This window comes from Streptomyces sp. NPDC050211, assembly GCF_040656035.1.
Taxonomy (GTDB): domain Bacteria; phylum Actinomycetota; class Actinomycetes; order Streptomycetales; family Streptomycetaceae; genus Streptomyces.
On sequence record NZ_JBFALC010000028.1, the window covers coordinates 63,217 to 79,820 of the forward strand.

At 69.5% G+C, this 16,604-nt stretch carries 15 protein-coding genes; 7 read left to right on the forward strand and 8 right to left on the reverse strand.

What is annotated here, in order from left to right; all coding sequences use genetic code 11:
- The first annotated feature begins 107 nt into the window (after window positions 1-107).
- A complete protein-coding gene (locus AB0I98_RS25995; protein WP_362945654.1) occupies window positions 108-932 on the forward strand; it encodes a maleylpyruvate isomerase family mycothiol-dependent enzyme in 825 nt (274 codons plus the stop codon).
- Window positions 933-949: 17 nt separating this feature from the next.
- On the opposite strand, the gene AB0I98_RS26000 is transcribed toward AB0I98_RS25995, so the two are convergent.
- The 3 genes from AB0I98_RS26000 to AB0I98_RS26010 all read right to left on the reverse strand — a co-directional run bounded on the left by AB0I98_RS26000 (window position 950) and on the right by AB0I98_RS26010 (window position 3,824).
- The gene (locus tag AB0I98_RS26000) at window positions 950-1,717 is read right to left on the reverse strand and encodes a hypothetical protein (RefSeq protein WP_362945656.1); all 768 of its coding nucleotides are present in this window, start codon (window positions 1,715-1,717) and stop codon (window positions 950-952) included.
- 152 nt (window positions 1,718-1,869) lie between these two features.
- Window positions 1,870-3,165 (reverse strand): MFS transporter, encoded by a 1,296-nt coding sequence (locus tag AB0I98_RS26005; protein WP_362945659.1) that lies wholly within the window; start codon window positions 3,163-3,165, stop codon window positions 1,870-1,872.
- Entirely contained in the window at window positions 3,162-3,824 is a 663-nt protein-coding gene (locus AB0I98_RS26010) for a GntR family transcriptional regulator (protein WP_362945662.1), read from the reverse strand. Before AB0I98_RS26010 ends, AB0I98_RS26005 begins: the two co-directional genes overlap by 4 nt.
- A 187-nt stretch (window positions 3,825-4,011) precedes the next feature.
- Here AB0I98_RS26010 and AB0I98_RS26015 point away from each other — a divergent pair, with 187 nt between their 5' ends.
- Both AB0I98_RS26015 and AB0I98_RS26020 read left to right on the forward strand, forming a co-directional pair.
- The gene (locus AB0I98_RS26015; protein WP_362945665.1) at window positions 4,012-4,911 is read left to right on the forward strand and encodes a D-alanyl-D-alanine carboxypeptidase; all 900 of its coding nucleotides are present in this window, start codon (window positions 4,012-4,014) and stop codon (window positions 4,909-4,911) included.
- 189 nt (window positions 4,912-5,100) lie between these two features.
- The gene (locus AB0I98_RS26020; RefSeq protein WP_362945668.1) at window positions 5,101-6,039 is read left to right on the forward strand and encodes a serine hydrolase; all 939 of its coding nucleotides are present in this window, start codon (window positions 5,101-5,103) and stop codon (window positions 6,037-6,039) included.
- 67 nt (window positions 6,040-6,106) lie between these two features.
- Here AB0I98_RS26020 and AB0I98_RS26025 read toward each other — a convergent pair whose 3' ends face one another.
- Genes AB0I98_RS26025 through pdhA form a run of 3 tightly spaced genes read right to left on the reverse strand, consistent with a single transcriptional unit; the run spans window position 6,107 to window position 9,670 of the window.
- The gene (locus tag AB0I98_RS26025; protein WP_362945671.1) at window positions 6,107-7,528 is read right to left on the reverse strand and encodes a dihydrolipoamide acetyltransferase family protein; all 1,422 of its coding nucleotides are present in this window, start codon (window positions 7,526-7,528) and stop codon (window positions 6,107-6,109) included.
- Between the two features lie 10 nt (window positions 7,529-7,538).
- Window positions 7,539-8,519 (reverse strand): alpha-ketoacid dehydrogenase subunit beta, encoded by a 981-nt coding sequence (locus AB0I98_RS26030; RefSeq protein ID WP_362945673.1) that lies wholly within the window; start codon window positions 8,517-8,519, stop codon window positions 7,539-7,541.
- A 2-nt stretch (window positions 8,520-8,521) separates the two neighbouring features.
- The gene (pdhA, locus tag AB0I98_RS26035) at window positions 8,522-9,670 is read right to left on the reverse strand and encodes a pyruvate dehydrogenase (acetyl-transferring) E1 component subunit alpha (protein ID WP_362945676.1); all 1,149 of its coding nucleotides are present in this window, start codon (window positions 9,668-9,670) and stop codon (window positions 8,522-8,524) included.
- A 475-nt stretch (window positions 9,671-10,145) separates the two neighbouring features.
- Here pdhA and AB0I98_RS26040 point away from each other — a divergent pair, with 475 nt between their 5' ends.
- Window positions 10,146-11,150 carry a phosphotransferase gene (locus AB0I98_RS26040; protein ID WP_362945679.1) on the forward strand — a complete coding sequence of 335 codons (1,005 nt, stop codon included), beginning with the start codon at window positions 10,146-10,148 and terminating at the stop codon, window positions 11,148-11,150.
- A gap of 90 nt (window positions 11,151-11,240) precedes the next feature.
- Here the strand turns inward: AB0I98_RS26040 and AB0I98_RS26045 are convergent, their stop codons facing one another.
- Entirely contained in the window at window positions 11,241-12,815 is a 1,575-nt protein-coding gene (locus tag AB0I98_RS26045; RefSeq protein WP_362945681.1) for a protein kinase, read from the reverse strand.
- 331 nt (window positions 12,816-13,146) lie between these two features.
- Here AB0I98_RS26045 and AB0I98_RS26050 point away from each other — a divergent pair, with 331 nt between their 5' ends.
- Both AB0I98_RS26050 and AB0I98_RS26055 read left to right on the forward strand, forming a co-directional pair.
- On the forward strand, window positions 13,147-14,787 hold the full coding sequence (locus AB0I98_RS26050; protein ID WP_362945684.1) for a protein kinase: 1,641 nt from the start codon (window positions 13,147-13,149) through the stop codon (window positions 14,785-14,787).
- A gap of 110 nt (window positions 14,788-14,897) precedes the next feature.
- The gene (locus tag AB0I98_RS26055) at window positions 14,898-15,338 is read left to right on the forward strand and encodes a hypothetical protein (RefSeq protein WP_362945686.1); all 441 of its coding nucleotides are present in this window, start codon (window positions 14,898-14,900) and stop codon (window positions 15,336-15,338) included.
- Window positions 15,339-15,414: 76 nt separating this feature from the next.
- Here the strand turns inward: AB0I98_RS26055 and AB0I98_RS26060 are convergent, their stop codons facing one another.
- Complete coding sequence (locus AB0I98_RS26060) at window positions 15,415-15,960, reverse strand: bacterial proteasome activator family protein (protein WP_362945689.1); 546 nt, start codon at window positions 15,958-15,960, stop codon at window positions 15,415-15,417.
- A 178-nt stretch (window positions 15,961-16,138) separates the two neighbouring features.
- On the opposite strand from AB0I98_RS26060, the gene AB0I98_RS26065 reads away from it, so the two are divergent.
- Window positions 16,139-16,576, forward strand: coding sequence for a hypothetical protein (locus AB0I98_RS26065; RefSeq protein WP_362945692.1), 438 nt, complete (start codon window positions 16,139-16,141; stop codon window positions 16,574-16,576).
- Window positions 16,577-16,604 lie beyond the last annotated feature (28 nt).

Here is a 16,604-nt window from a genome sequence, read left to right on the forward strand (position 1 = left end):
CACAGCAGCGTAACTTAGCGTTCCAAGACACCCGCCGACAGCAGCCACCTCCCACTGGCAACGCCGCCACAACCAAGCCTGTACCGACCGCCGAGGGGTCCCGTTCCGTGAGTCTGCATCCCACTCTCCAGCCCTACGCCGACGCCTGGACCCACTCCATCGAAGCGATATCCGAGCTGGTGCAGCCCCTTGTGGAGGGCGAGTGGAACCGGCGGACACCGTGCCCCGGCTGGTCGGTCCGTGACGTCGTCTCCCATGTCATCGGCCTGGACTGCGAGATGCTCGGCGACCCGCGCCCCATCCACACGCTCCCGCGCGACCTGTTTCATGTCACGAACGACCACCAGCGCTACATGGAGATGCAGGTCGACGTACGCCGCCACCACACGGGGCCCGAGATGACCTCCGAGCTGGAGCTCGTCACGATCCGCCGCAACCGCCAGCTGCGGAACGAGTCCCGCGATCCGGGCACGAAGGTGCGCGGCGCGCTCAGTACCGAGATCACGCTCGAAGAGTCCATGCGCAATCACGCGTTCGACGTCTGGGCCCACGAACAGGATCTCCGCGTCGCCCTCGGCCGCCCCGGCAACCTCGACTCGCCCGGCGCGCACGTGGCCCGTGACGTCCTGCTCGAGGCTCTCCCCGACATCGTCGCGAACAAGGCGAACGCGCCCCGCAGTTCGGCGGTCGTCTTCGACGTCCACGGTCCCATCGAGTTCCTGCGCACCATCCGCGTCGACATCCAGGGCCGCGGCACCCTCGAAACAGCCCCTGCCCTCGGCCCCGCCGCCACCCTCACCCTCGACTGGGAGACCTACATCCGGCTGGCCTTCGGGCGCGTGACGCTGGAGTCGGTCGCCGACCGGATCAAGGCCGAGGGCGATGTGGACCTGACGGCGGCGATTCTGCGGAACTTCACGGTCACGCGGTAGCCGGGGCGGTCGTCGGCTCAGCTGTCCTCCGTGACCGTCGTGGCGATGCCGTCCTTGATCTCGACCTTGGCGGAGACGCCCTTCTTGGCGGCGCTCTCCAGCTGGGTCAGGGTGCACTGCGGCGTCTCCTCGGAGCCCGGGGTGCCACAGATGGTGCCGGCGCCGTACACCCGCGTGCTGTCGGAGACGAAGAACGCCTGCTCGACGCCCTTCATGTCGGAGACGGTGAACTTGCCCGGCGCGAGGTAGCCGACGTTGCCGAACCAGGTGCCGTTGACGCCCGTCTTGCCGGTGCCGTTCTCGACGTCGTGGCGCTCGCGTACGACGGTGGCGACGCCGTTCTTGAGTGTCACGTCCGCGGTGACGGCCGCCTTCTTGGTGGCCGTCTCCAGCTGGTCGAGCGTGCAGCTGGGGCGGGCCTCGGACCGCGGGCTCCCGCAGATCGCGCCCGCGCCGTGGACCGCGGTGTCGTCGGCGACGAAGAACGCCTGGTCGGTCTTCCCGGCCACGTGGACGGTGTACTTGCCCGGGGCGAGGTAGCTGACGGTGCCGCCGCTGAACGTGCCGCTCACGCCGCGCTGGGAGGAGCCCGCCGCGTTCTGCGCGGACGCGCCGGCCGACGTCGAGTCCTTGGACGTCCCGGATTTCTTGGACGACGACTTGTGCTGGGAGCTGCCGGTGCTCGAGGAACCGTCGCTACCGGAGCCGTTCTGACAAGCGGTCATCGTGAGCCCGGCGGCGAGCGCGGCGGTGACGACGACGGCGTGGCGCAGGTGGCGGTTCATCACGGAATTCCCTTCGGAGGCGCGGAGTTCGTTCGATGACTATGAGGGCCCGACAGCCCCTCAGGTCACGCCCGTCCCCGCCTCACGACACCGTTGTCACACCCCTATGACAGAGCAACACCTCAGCCGCAAAGGTCAGCTGTGGTGAACCGTCACGCCGGCACATGCACCGTCTCCACTCGGCTCGCCACCAGCCGCTCCCTCTCCCGCCGGGCCGCCCGCTTCCGCAACCGCAGAATCTGGCTCACGCCCAGCGCCTGGAGCACGAACACCGACGAGAACGCCACCGTGTAGTCGTCCCCGGTCGCATCGAGCAGCACCCCGACCGCGAACAGCGTGGTCATCGAGGCGACGAAGCCGCCCATGTTGGTGATCCCGGACGCCGTGCCCTGCCGCTCCGGCGGATTCGCCGGCCGGGCGAAGTCGAACCCGAGCATCGAGGCGGGGCCGCACGCTCCGAGCACCGCGCACAGCGTCAGCAGCAGCCACATCGGCGCGTGCTCCCCGGGATACGCCAGCACGGCCGCCCACATCAGCGCGGTCGCACCGACGGTCCCCAGCGCGAGCGGCAGCCGCGCCGCGTGATGCCGGGCGACGACCTGGCCGTACACCAGACCCACGAGCATGTTCGACAGCACGACGAGCGTCAGCAGTTCCCCGGCGGTCGCCCGCGACAGCCCCTGCGCCTCGACCAGGAACGGCAGCCCCCACAGCAGCAGGAACACCATCGCCGGGAACTGGGTGGTGAAGTGCACCCACAGCCCCAGCCGTGTCCCCGGCTCGCGCCACGAGGCGGCGATCTGCCGTCGTACGTACGCGGCTCCCTGATGCGGGAAGGGCTCGGGCTCGTGCCCCTCGGGGTGGTCCTTCAGGAACAGCAGGAGCAGCACCAGCACGACCACGCCTGCTAGCGCGGTTCCCGCGAAGGCCGTGGTCCAGCCCACGCCGTGCAGCAGCCGCGCGAGCACCAGCGTCGAGACGAGGTTGCCCGCCATGCCGGCCAGCCCGGCGAGCTGTGCCACCATCGGCCCGCGCCGCGCCGGGAACCAGCGGCTCCCGAGCCGCAGCACGCTGATGAACGTCATCGCGTCACCGCAGCCGAGCAGCGCCCGGGAGGCGAGGGCCATGCCGTACGACGGTGAGAACGCGAAGCCGAGTTGGCCGACCGTGAAGAGGACCACGCCGATGGTCAGCACCTTCTTCGTGCCGAGCCGGTCGACCAGCAGGCCCACGGGTATCTGCATGCCCGCGTACACCAGGAGCTGGAGGATCGAGAAGGTGGACAGCGCGGAGGCGCCCACGTCGAACCGCTCGACCGCGTCGAGGCCGGCGACCCCCAGCGACGTACGGAAGATGACGGCGACGAAGTAGACGGAGACGCCGATGCCCCAGACGGCGATGGCCTTGCGGCCGCCGGGCGGGTCGCCGGGGAGGGCGACGGCGCTCATCGGACCTCACCCCGCGCGAGGTGCGAGAACCAGCCGACGTGCCGGTGGACGACATCGACGGCCGCCTGCGCGTCCCCGGCGCGCAGCGCCTCAAGGATCTCCTCATGCTCGGCGAGGGTCTTGGCGATCCGGTCGGGGTGGGAGTGCATCACGGCGACGCCCATGCGCAGTTGCCGGTCGCGGAGTTGGTCGTAGAGCCGGGAGAGGATCGCGTTGCCGCCGCTGCGGACGATCTCGGCGTGGAAGCAGCGGTCGGTGACGGCCGCCGCGGCGAGGTCGCCGGCGGCGGCGTGCGCCTTCTGCTCGGCGAGCAGTTCCTCCAGCCGGGTGATCAACCGCGGACTCGCCGGTACGGCCTTCCGCGCGGCGTGCTCCTCGACCAGCAACCGGGTCTCCACCACGTCCGCGATCTCCTGCGCGGAGACGGGCAGGACCAGCGCACCCTTCTTCGGGTAGAGCTTGATCAGCCCCTCGACCTCCAGGCGGAGCAGCGCCTCGCGCACCGGAGTGCGGGAAACCCCTACAGCCTCGGCGAGTTCACCCTCGGTGAGGAGGATGCCGCCCTCGTAACGCCGTTCCAGGACGCCCTGCTTGACGTGGGCGTAGACGCGCTCGGCGGCAGGTGGCTGCTTGACGGGTGCGGGCGGGGCTGAGGGCATGCCCACAGCTTAGATACAACACGTACGCATGCGGCCGCTCATTCCAGCATGCGGACGCGCCGAGATCCCGCCCCGCACACCGCACAACCTTCTGTGCTAGTTACATGTCACACGTACGCGGCCTGCGTGCTTCGCCATTCAACTCGGCCGCTCCTCAGGGGCATTCGACGTATTCGGGGTATATCAGTTGATAACTGCCACCAAGGGCATCCGTGTCCGCAGAGCCGCTGCCGTCGCCGTCACGGCGGGCGCGATGCTCGCCACCGGAGCCTTCACCGCGGCACCGGCGCAGGCCGCGACGACGCCCACCATCACCGCCAAGGGCGGATTCCTGATGAACGGCGCCACCGGCGCGACGCTCTTCTCCAAGTCGCCCGACACCAAGCGGCTCACCGCCTCGACCACGAAGATCATGACCGCGAAGGTCGTGCTCTCGCAGTCGAATCTGGACCTGAACGCCAAGGTCACGATCAAGAAGGCGTACAGCGACTACATCGTCTCCAACGGCGCCTCGTCGGCCCGGCTGATCGTCGGTGACAAGGTCACGGTCCGTCAGCTGCTGTTCGGGATGATGCTGCCGTCCGGCTGCGACGCCGCGATGGCTCTCGCCGACAAGTTCGGTTCGGGCTCGACGGTCTCGGCCCGCACCAAGAACTTCATCGGCAAGATGAACACCATGGCCAGGACCCTGGGCATGGCGAACACGCACTTCGACTCGTTCGACGGCATAAGCCGCGGCTCGAACTACTCGACGCCGAAGGACCTGACGAAGCTCGCCCGCAGCGCGATGAAGACGTCCATGTTCCGGGGCGTCGTGAAGTCCAAGTCGTACACGGCGAAAACCATCACCAAGACCGGCTCCACCCGCACGATGGCAGCCTGGAAGAACACGAACACCCTGCTCGGCTGGAACGGCACGCTCGGTATCAAGACCGGCTCCGGCACCGAGGCCAAGTACTGCCTCGTCTTCTCCGCGACGAAGAACGGCGAGACGGTCGTCGGCGCCGTCCTCACCGCCTCCTCGGAGGCCAACCGCACGACGGACGTGAAGAAGCTCATCAACTACGGCTACGCACGCATCAGCTGACGCCGGGCACCTTCGGAGAAGGGGGCGGCCGCTCGACAGCGGCCGCCCCCTTTCTGTGTCCGCCCAGTGACTTATCCCACAACTCGCGCCCCTCGTGCATCCCTTGACGCACCTTGCGAGTCTCCTGAGCGCCTCCCCCACGACTTGGCAGATGCCCACCCGGCATTTCGCACATTCGGAGCGTTCATAGTGATAACCGGCATCAAGGGTGCACGAGTCCGCAGAGCCGCAGCCGTCGTCGTCACCACCGGCGCGTTGCTGGCGGGCGGCGCCCTGACTGCGCCCGCACAGGCGGCGACCGCGCCCACGGTCAGCGCCAAGGGCGCGTTCATGCTCAACAGCGCGACGGGCTCCACGCTCTACAGCAAGTACGCCGACACCAAGCGGCCCATGGCGAGCACGACGAAGATCATGACGGCCCGGGTCGTGCTGAGCACCGCCGACCTCAACCTCGACCGCAAGATCACCATCAAGCAGTCCTACCGCGACTACGTCACCGCCAAGGGCGCGAGCACCGCGGACCTGAAGACCGGCGACAAGGTCACCATCCGCCAGTTGCTGCACGCGATGATGCTGCCGTCCGGCTGCGACGCCGCGATGGCCCTCGCGGACACCTTCGGCACCGGCACCACGGTCTCGGCCCGCACCAAGAACTTCATCGCCAAGATGAACAAGAAGGCCGAGGCCCTCAACCTCACCAACACGCACTTCGACACGTTCGACGGCAACTCCACGCAGAACACGAACTACACGTCGCCGCGTGACCTGGCCAGGCTCACGCGCAGCGCGATGACCTTCTCGACGTTCTCCGGCATCGTGAAGAAGACGAAGACCGTGCAGTACGCCACGACGAGCACCGGCGGCACCCGCACGTACACCTGGTACAACACCAACAAGCTGCTGGGCTCCTACAGCGGCGCGACCGGCGTGAAGACCGGCACCAACACCCCGGCCGGCCCCTGCCTGGTCTTCGCCGGCACCCGCGACGGCAAGACGGTCGTCGGCGTACTTCTCAACGACGCCTACCGCTTCACGGACGCAGCCAAGCTGATGGACTACGCCTTCGGCACCAGCACGGCGAGCACGATGCAGCTGCGCACGCTTCCCTCGGGCGCACAGCAGGACTGACCCGCCCGGCACAACAGAGGCCCACCGCGAATGAGCGGTGGGCCTTTGCTGTCACCCTGTCACCCTGTCACGCCCAAGTAATCAGCCTCTTGGGCTGCTCAAGGATCGCCGCCACATCGGCCAGCACCTTCGAGCCCAACTCACCGTCCACCAACCGGTGATCGAAGCTGAGCGCAAGCGTCGTCACCTGGCGTGGCTTGACCTTGCCCTTGTGGACCCACGGCTGGAGTTTGATCGCGCCGACGGCGAGGATCGCGGACTCGCCGGGGTTGAGGATCGGCGTGCCGGTGTCGACGCCGAAGACGCCGACGTTGGTGATGGTCACTGTGCCGCCCTGCATCGCGGCGGGGGAGGTCTTGCCTTCCCTCGCCGTCGATACCAACTCGCCCAGTGCCTCGGCCAGTTGGGGAAGCGTCTTGTCCTGTGCGTCCTTGATGTTCGGGACGATCAGGCCGCGGGGGGTGGCCGCGGCGATGCCCAGGTTGACGTAGTGCTTCTGGACGATCTCCTGGGCCGCCTCGTCCCAGGACGCGTTCACTTCCGGGTGACGCTTGATCGCGACCAGCAGGGCCTTGGCGATCAGGAGGAGCGGGTTGACCCGCAGGCCCTCCATCTCCTTGTCCTGCTTGAGCTCCTCGACGAGCTTGATCGTGCGGGTCACGTCGACCGTGACGAACTCCGTGACATGCGGCGCCGTGAACGCCGAGGCGACCATCGCCGCCGCCGTCGCCTTGCGGACGCCCTTGACGGGGATACGGGTCTCGCGGGACGTGTCGTATGTCGGCGTGAGGGGAGGGGTGATCACCGGAGCGGGCGAGGGCGCCTCCTCCGGAGCCTTCGGCTGGGCCACCGCCGCGTGGACGTCCTCGCGCGTGATGATGCCGTCCGGGCCGGAGGGGGTGACCGTGGCCAGGTCCACGCCCAGGTCCTTCGCCAGCTTGCGCACCGGCGGCTTCGCCAGTGGACGGTCCTGAGGAGTTGCGGATGAAGGAGCCGTAGGGGCCGGAGCCGCAGGCGGCGGGGCGGGTGTCCCGTGTCCGTTCAGCTCTGTCTGGATCGCCGCCGACGCCGCCTGGACCGGGACCTCCGGGCCCTTGCGGGGGCGGCGCTTGGTCGAGGACGTGGCGACTCCGTAGCCCACCAGCACCGGCGTGCGGCCCGAGCCCTGCGGCTTGGGTTCCTCCGCGGGGGGTGGCGCGACCGGCGCCGCCTCCGACGGTGCTGCCCCGCCCGCCACGTCCACCGCGATGATCGACGTGCCCACGTCCACCGTGGTGCCCTCGGGGAAGTGGAGTTCGCGGACCACGCCGTCGTACGGGATGGGGAGCTCGACCGCGGCCTTGGCCGTCTCGACCTCGCAGACCACCTGGCCGTCCGTCACCGTGTCGCCGGGCCGCACGTACCACTTGAGGATCTCGGCCTCGGTGAGCCCCTCGCCCACGTCGGGCATTTTGAACTCGCGTACGGACGCTTCAGTCATCGTCGTCACGACCCTCTCCTCAGTACGCCAGGGCGCGGTCGACGGCGTCGAGCACCCGGTCCAGGCCCGGCAGGTACTCCTCCTCCAGGCGGGCCGGCGGATACGGGGCGTGGTAGCCGCCGACCCTGAGCACCGGGGCTTCCAGGTGGTAGAAGCAGCGCTCCGTGATCCGGGCGGCGATCTCGGCGCCCGAGCCGAAGAACACCGGCGCCTCGTGGACGACGACCAGGCGGCGGGTCTTCTCGACCGACGTCTGGATGGAGTCGAAGTCCAGCGGAGACACCGAGCGCAGGTCGAGGATCTCGAGATTCTTGCCCTCCTCGGCCGCCGCATCGGCGACCTCCTGGCAGAGCTTCACCATCGGGCCGTACGCGGCAAGCGTCAGATCCGTGCCCTCGCGCACCACGCGCGCCTTGTGCAGCGGGCCGGGGATCGCTTCGGTGTTGACCTCGCTCTTGTCCCAGTACCGCCGCTTGGGCTCGAAGAAGATCACCGGGTCGTCGCTCTGGATGGCCTGCTGCATCATCCAGAACGCGTCCGAGGCGTTCGACGGGCTGACGATCTTCAGGCCCGCCACATGGGCGAACAGGGCCTCGGGGGACTCCGAGTGGTGTTCCACCGCGCCGATCCCGCCGCCGTACGGGATGCGGACGACGACCGGGAGCTTGACCTTGCCCAACGCGCGCGCGTGCATCTTGGCGAGCTGGGTGACGATCTGGTCGTACGCCGGGAAGACGAAGCCGTCGAACTGGATCTCCACGACCGGACGGTAGCCGCGCAGGGCCAAGCCGATCGCCGTGCCGACGATGCCGGACTCGGCGAGCGGGGTGTCGATGACCCGGCTCTCGCCGAAGTCCTTCTGCAGGCCGTCCGTCACCCGGAAGACTCCGCCGAGCTTGCCGACGTCCTCGCCCATGATCAGGACCTTGGGGTCGGACTCCAGAGCGCGCCGCAGCGACTCGTTGATCGCCTTGGCCAGAGCCAACTTTTCCGCTGCCATGATCAGGCCCCCTCTCCGTCCGTGAACGACGCCTGGTAGGCGGCGAACTGGGCTCGCTCCTCGTCGACGAGCGCATGCCCGTCCGCGTACACGTTCTCGAAGATGGCGAAGTGGTCCGGGTCCGGCATGGCACGGACCGCCTCACGCACTCGCCTGCCCAACGCTTCGCTCTCCGCTTCAAGTTCCGCGAAGAATCCCTCGTCCGCGTGGTTTGAGGCCTCGAGATAGGCGCGGAGTCGGGCGATCGGGTCCTTCGCCTCCCAGGACAGCCGCTCCTCGTCGCCCCGGTAGCGGGTCGGGTCGTCGGAGGTGGTGTGGGCGCCCATGCGGTACGTGTACGCCTCGATGAGCGTCGGGCCCTCGCCGCTGCGGGCCCGCTCCAGCGCCCATTTCGTCACGGCCAGACAGGCCAGTACGTCGTTGCCGTCGACGCGGACGCCCGGGAAGCCGTAGCCCTGTGCGCGCTGGTAGAGCGGCACGCGGGTCTGCTTCTCGGTCGGCTCGGAGATCGCCCACTGGTTGTTCTGGCAGAAGAAGACCACCGGCGCGTTGTAGACCGCGGAGAAGGTGAAGGACTCGGCCACGTCGCCCTGGCTGCTGGCGCCGTCGCCGAAGTAGGCGATGACCGCGCTGTCCGCGCCGTCCTTGGCCACGCCCATCGCGTAGCCGGTCGCGTGCAGCGTCTGCGAGCCGATGACGATCGTGTAGAGCTGGAAGTTGTTGCTGTTGGGGTCCCAGCCGCCGTTGTTCACGCCGCGGAACATGCCGAGGAGGTTGGCCGGGTCGACGCCGCGGCACCAGGCGACGCCGTGCTCGCGGTAGGTCGGGAAGACGTAGTCGTCCTCGCGGGTGGCCCGGCCGGAGCCGATCTGGGCGGCCTCCTGGCCGAGGAGCGAGGCCCACAGGCCCAGCTCGCCCTGGCGCTGCAGGGAAGTGGCCTCGGCGTCGAAGCGGCGGGTGAGCACCATGTCGCGGTACAGGCCGCGCAGCTCTTCGGGGGTGACATCGGCGACGTACGGGTCGTATTCGGCGTTCTTGACGCGCTTGCCCTCGGGCGTCAGCAGTTGAACCTGCTCGGGCTTGCTGCTCGGGGACTTCTTGGTCCCGGCGCTGCGTCGCGGCTTGCGCGCGGCAGTGCTCTCCACGGTCACGTGTGCTCCTCCGTCGGTCCGGCCCCCGGGGTTGCCGGGTTGACCAGTGCGGCTCACCTGGTCCGACACCCGTGCACGGGGTGGGTGCCACTCGGCCGGAACAGGCGTGACAGGTGCCCCGGCGAGCGCCCTGCAACCATCACGTTACCCAGTGCTCCACATTTCTGTGAAACCCCCTTTGACCTGCGATTTTGCTTGGATTTCCAAGTAAATCGGGAAGAGCCCGAAGGGGTACTGGTCACAGCCTTGCAGGAGGCCGGAGCAACGGCACGTTATCCCGCCGACCCAGGTCACTGGAAGGGTTTGTGTTCCGCCGTGTATGTGGCGCGGACGCAGGCGGAGCCCGGAACGCCGCTTCGAGGACGTCCTGTGACCAAAAGCGACCGCTGACGACGTGCTGTGACAACGCCCAGCTCGCAGGCTCGGCGGGTGCCCTAGCATCTGGCGCGTGCCGCGCCCCTGTGTACCACCTCTCGTGCCCCACGCGCCCCCGCTGGGCGGCCTGCTCCGCCAGTACGCCGCCGGTTCCGCCGTCGCCTGTGAACCCGTCGACGAGGGGCTCCTCAACCGCGGTTACCGGCTGCGCACGACCCGCGGCCGGTACTTCCTCAAGCACCATTTCGACCCCGAGACCGCCGACCCGACCGCGATCGAACGCCGGCACCGCGCCACCCAGCGCCTCGCCGACCTCGGCGTCCCGGTGGCACCGCCCGTCGCCGCGCGCGACGGGCGGACGGTGGCGGTGGTCGGCGGCCACGCGTACGCCCTGCACCCGTGGATCGAGGGACGGCACCGGCACGGCGGCCAGCTCAGCGCGGAGCAGTGCGGACGGCTGGGGGCGCTGTTAGGGGTGGTGCACGCCAGCTTGGAGCGTGTGATGCCGGCGCAGCGGCGGGGACGTGCGGAGCCTCTTCGCAGCGCCGACCCCACCGACACCTTCGCCCTCATCGACGACCTGCTCGCCCGCGTACGCCGCCACCGCCCCGCCGACTCCTTCGACGAGCTGGCCCGGCACCGACTGCGGGAGCGGCGCGTGCTCCTGGAGCGGCATGCGGACCGGCGCCCGCGGCGCGGAGGTTCCGTCGGCTGGGTGCACGGCGATTTCCACCCGTTCAACCTGCTCTACCAGGGGGACGCGCCCGCCGCGATCGTCGACTGGGACAGGCTCGGCGTACAGCCCCGCGCGGAAGAGGCCGTACGAGCCGCCGCGATCTTCTTCGTCCGTCCCGTCGGCACCCTCGACCTGCCCAAGGTGCGGGCGTACGCGCGCGCCTACCGGCGCACGGCCGGCGCCACGCCCTCCCAGCTCGCGGCGGCTGTGCACCGCGTGTGGTGGGAGCGTCTCAACGACTTCTGGATGCTGCGCTGGCACTACGAGCGGGGCGATACGCGCGCGGATCCCCAGTTCCCGGCCGCCTCGGCCCTCGCCGTGTGGTGGACACGGGAGTACGACGCGGTGTGCGAGGCATTCGGCGGCTGACGTCCTGGCCTCCGCCGCAAAGCAGCACGCGCGCGTGCAGCCCGTTTCCGGGCCGTACGCGCGCGTGAACGCTGTCTTCCGGCGTGCCGGTCAGTTCTCGGTCCCGCCGCCCGCGCTGACGCCGCCGTCACCGGTGTCCGTCGGCTGCGTCTCCGGGTCCGTCGGCTCGTCGGACGGCGTGAAGGACGGCGTCGGCTCCTCCGACGAGGTCGGCTCGTCGGACGGCGTGAAGGACGGCTCCGAAGAGGTCGTCTGCGACGGCGTGTAGGAAGGCTCGTACGACGGCGTGTAGTTCGAACCGCCGCTCGTGTCCGAGTCGCTGTCCGTCTCCGTGTCGGTCGGCTCGTTGCTCGCCTCGTCGCTGGGCGTCTCGCTGGCCTTCTGGTCCTCGGTGGTCTGCGAGGTGGTCGGCGACACTTTGCCACCACCACCGCCGCCACCGTTCCCGTCACCGCCGTTGAGCGCCAGCGCGACGCCCGCGGCGATGGCGATCACCGCGAGGACGGCGAGGATCCACAGCTTGCCGCGACCGCTGCCCTTGTTGCCGTTCCCCTCGAAGCCGCCGTCGTCCCCGCCGCCGTATCCGGACGGCAGGATCTGCTGCGGGATCTGCGAGGTGCTGGAGCCGTCACTGTGGTGCTGCATCACGGTGGTGCCGGCGAAGCCGGCGGCCGGGGTCTGCCGGCCGTCGTGCGCGGTGACCGGGCCGGTGTTCCAGGTGCCGGTGTGGCCGCCCTGGTCGTACAGCATCTGCAGGCCGTACTGGACGAGCCCGCGCATCTCCTCGGCCGTCTGGAACCGGTCGTCCGGCTCCTTGGCCAGCGAGCGCATGACAAGGCCGTCGAGCTCCGGCGGGCAGGCGTCGGAGGCCTCGGACGGCGGCGTCGGGATGTCCTGGACGTGCTGGTAGACGACTGACAGCGGCGTCTCGCCGGTGAACGGGGGCCGCAGCGCGAGGAGTTCGTAGAGCAGGCAGCCCACCGCGTACAGGTCGGAGCGGTGGTCGACGGCCTTGCCGAGCGCCTGCTCCGGGGAGAGGTACTGCGGTGTGCCCATGACCATGCCGGTCTGCGTCATCGTCGTGGACGCGCCGTGCAGCGCGCGGGCGATGCCGAAGTCCATCACCTTCACGGCGCCGCTGTGCGTGATGATGACGTTCGCGGGCTTGATGTCGCGGTGGACGATGCCGTGCTGGTGCGAGTAGGCGAGCGCCTCCAGGACGCCGGAGACGATGATCAGTGCCTGCTCGGGCCCGGGCGCCTCGGCGTTGATCAGGAGGTCGCGGATGGTGCGGCCCTCGACGATCTCCATCACGATGTACGGCACCGACTGGCCGCCCACGAAGTCCTCGCCGGAGTCGTACACGGCGACGATCGCGTGGTGGTTGAGCCCGGCCACCGACTGGGCCTCGCGTGTGAAGCGGGCCTTGGAGACCGGGTCCTCGGCGAGATCGGAGCGGAGCAGCTTCACCGCCACCGTGCGGCCCAGGCGCACGTCCTCGGCCGCGAACACCTCGGCCATACCGCCCCGGCCGAGTCTGTGGGTGAGCCGATACCGGCCATCGCCGACCAGCCCGCCATTACCCCACATCTCCGGCGCATCTGACATACCGCCGCCAGTCGCCTCGGGGTCGGACGGGCCCTGAGCGCGCTGCTGCTGTGCCATCAGTCCTCGCCGTCGTTTCTGCCCGCGGTGCGCGCGGTGTTGTTACGGTCTCCGTCGGCCACGCTACAGCCTCCGCGCAAGCCTCCGGTCCGGTACGGGCGCCCGGACCGGAACGAGACGGACCGGCCATCAAACCCGTACTCCACGGTGTCGTGCAAATTCCGTGTACCGGCAGTACGGCCGCTGTAACGCTTCCGCGACGCTTCTTTCGCGTACGGTCACGGAACGGGCACCGCGCTTGACCTGTCAGTGCCGCGGGGCAGACTTGGGCCGGGAACAGGACACTGGATCACCGACTTCCGGCCGTCGGCGCCGATGGGGGACGCAGAACATGAGCCAGGACGGCGCACAGGGCCGGTACGCGGGGCGGGCGCTGGCCGGTGGCCGCTATCAGCTGCGCGACTTGCTCGGCACGGGCGGCATGGCGTCGGTGCACCTCGCGTACGACTCCGTGCTCGACCGGCAGGTCGCGGTCAAGACGCTCCACACAGAGCTGGGCCGCGAGCAGGCGTTCCGGGAGCGCTTCCGCCGCGAGGCCCAGGCCGTGGCGAAGCTCACGCACACCAATATCGTCTCGGTCTTCGACACCGGCGAGGACGATGTCGACGGCATGACGACGCCGTACATCGTCATGGAGTACATCGAGGGCCGCCCGCTCAGCTCGGTGTTCGACGAGGACGTGCGGCAGTTCGGCGCGGTACCCGCCGACAAGGCGCTGAAGATCACCGCGGATGTGCTGGCGGCGCTGGAGATCAGCCATGAGATGGGGCTGGTCCACCGCGACATCAAGCCGGGCAACGTGATGATGAACAAGCGCGGTGTCGTCAAGGTCATGGACTTCGGCATCGCGCGCGCCATGCAGTCCGGCGTGACGTCGATGACACAGACCGGCATGGTCGTCGGCACCCCGCAGTACCTCTCGCCGGAACAGGCGCTGGGCCGGTCCGTGGACGCCCGCTCCGATCTGTACTCGGTCGGCATCATGCTGTTCCAACTGGTCACCGGGCGGCTCCCGTTCGACGCGGACTCGCCGCTGGCCATCGCGTACGCGCATGTGCAGGAGGAGCCGGTGGCTCCGTCCTCGATCAACCGCGCGCTGCCTCCGGCCGTGGACGCGCTGGTCGCCCGCGCGCTGAAGAAGAACCCGAACGAGCGCTTCCCCAGCGCCGAGTCCATGCGCGACGAGTGCCTGCGGGTGGCCGCGTCCTTCCAGCCGGCCCCGCCGAGCATCGTGCCGGGCGCGCAGACGCAGAGCGGCCAGGGCGTCGGCGCCTCGGTGTTCCCGCCGGTCGGCCAGGCGCCCCCGCCGTCGGCCCCCGTCCAGACGCCGTACCAGCAGCCCCAGACCTCGAACCCGTACAGCACCCCGCCGCCGTCGATGCCTTCGCCGGCGTACGGCTATCCGCAGCAGCCCGGCTACCCGACACCGCAGCAGGCGGCGTACTCCCCGCAGCCGGGCCACTCGACCCCGCCGCCGTACACCATGTCGCCCCAGCCGCAGACCACGTCGGGTGGCGGCAAGAACAACCGGCCGGTGATCATCGGCTCGGTGGTCGTGTCCGTCGCCGCGGTGGTCGGCCTGATCGTGGCCCTGACGCTGAACGGCGGCGGCACCGACGACGACAACGCGGGCGGCAGCGGCGGCGCGACGGCCTCGGAGTCGGTGACGAAGGCCGCCGGGTACCGGGAGGGCGACAGCTCCAAGACCGTCGAGACGACCGAGTGCACCGAGCCGCGGGAGTCGTACCGAGACCCCGATCAGGTGCAGATGCCGGACCTGACGTTCAAGTACTGGCCGTCGGTCGTCGCGTGCCTCGACGCGGCCGAGTGGAAGTACAAGAAGGTCGACATCAACGAGAACACGTACGGCCAGGGCATGATCATGCGGCAGACGCCCGAGGCCCGTACGGACTTCGATCCGGAGAACCCGCCGACGTTCACGTTCGAGGTCTCGACGGGCAACCCGGAGTGACGCACGCGACGTCCGCGCCATAGGACGATCGTCGAATCGAACTTGCTTGCGCCTCGCGGATCTTGACGCTTAGTGTGCCCATGCCAATAAAGACGATCTTGGAGAGATTCATGGGCACACGTAAGGCAGCGCTCCTCACCGCAGGTGCACTGGCGGCAGTTCTCGTCCCGCTCGCGGCAAGTCCGGCCGCGGCCGCAGGCGCAAGTGCCTCCTGCTCGGTCACCGGGGGAACCGGGTCCGCCAGCTGGACCTGGGTCAGCAGAACCAAGATCAACCCGCTCACGATCACCGTGAAGGACACCAAGGCCGACGGGTACCACCCCGCCGTCCGCCTGGTGACGTACACGGGCAGCACCGTCAAGCACTGGTCCTGGCACCACGTCTACGGCGGGAACGGCGCCTCCGAGACGTGGCACACCTCCGCGGAGGACAGCCGCGGCATCAAGCACGCCGGCGTCGAGGTTCAGCTCTACGACGGCAGCACCGAGGTGAACAAGGCCGGGCTCACCACCAACTGCTACTCCGGCGGGAAGTTCAACCCCCTCTTCTGACGCCTGCGCGGAAACGCCACGCTGAGGGCCCGGCAGCACAGGCTGCCGGGCCCTTCGCTGATCGTGGGCGGGTGGGTTACAGGTACGGACCCCCCGAACGGCCGCCCGTATGGCCGTCCTCGCCCGGCTCATGGCCGCCGACGCCCGGCGGGAGGGCGCGGCGCATCTGCTCGAGCTGAGCGCGCGCGGCCATCTGCTGGGCGAAGAGCGTGGTCTGGATCCCGTGGAAGAGGCCTTCCAGCCAGCCGACCAACTGGGCCTGCGCGATGCGCAGTTCCGCGTCGGAGGGGGTCGCCTCGTCCGTGAACGGCAGGGAGAGCCGCTCCAGCTCCTCGACCAGCTCGGGCGCCAGTCCGTCCTCCAGCTCCTTCACCGAGCTCGCGTGGATCTCCTTGAGCCGGACCCGGCTGGCCTCGTCGAGAGGCGCGGCGCGCACCTCCTCCAGCAGCTGCTTGATCATGCTGCCGATCCGCATGACCTTCGCCGGTTGCTCGACCATCTCGGTCACCGGGATCTCGCGGGAGTCCTCGTCCCCGTTGCCGCCACCGAGCGCCATACCGTCCTGGCCCACGACCAGAATCTGCGGGTTCTCCGGCGACCGTTCGTTCCTCGGCATCTCCATGCCGCCATTCTCTCGCACCCGTACACCTCATCACTGGGGTGCCCCCGGTGACAGCTGATCCACCGTTTTCCGGTGCACCGGCTTCGGCTTCCGGTGCACCGGCTGTCGATATGCCCGCTTTCGACCCGTCGGCGGAACCCGGAGTGCCGGAACAGTGCGGCGATGTGAGGCTTGTTCCGTGATTCCGTGGTGGCGGGTGCTTCCGGGGCTGGTGGCGGGTCTGGTTCTGCTGCCGTTCGGGGGTGTCTCGTCCGCGGCCGTCCTGGCGTACGGGGCTGTCTCGTCGTACGACATCCAGGTCAGCGCCTCCGCCTCGCCCTCCCCTTCCCATGAGCCGTCCCGGGCCGGAAGCCGGGCCGGTGAGGGGCGGGAGCGGCCGGGGCGGCAGGGTGTGGCCGAGCCGGTGGAGGAGGCGCCTCGGGCGTCCCTGCAGCCTCGGCGACCCCCGGAGTCCACCGCGCCGCCCTCCGCACGGCCGCAGTCGATGGAGCAGGCCGCCGAGGCCGAGAGCCCCGCCGAACCCGTGCTGCGGATCATGCCGCTGGGCAGCGGGCTGGTCCTGATCGGGCTCGGGCTGGGGCTCGCGTTCCTCGGGCTGCGGCTGCGGCGGGGGTAGAGCCGGTACGGCGTACCGGTGCTACGGC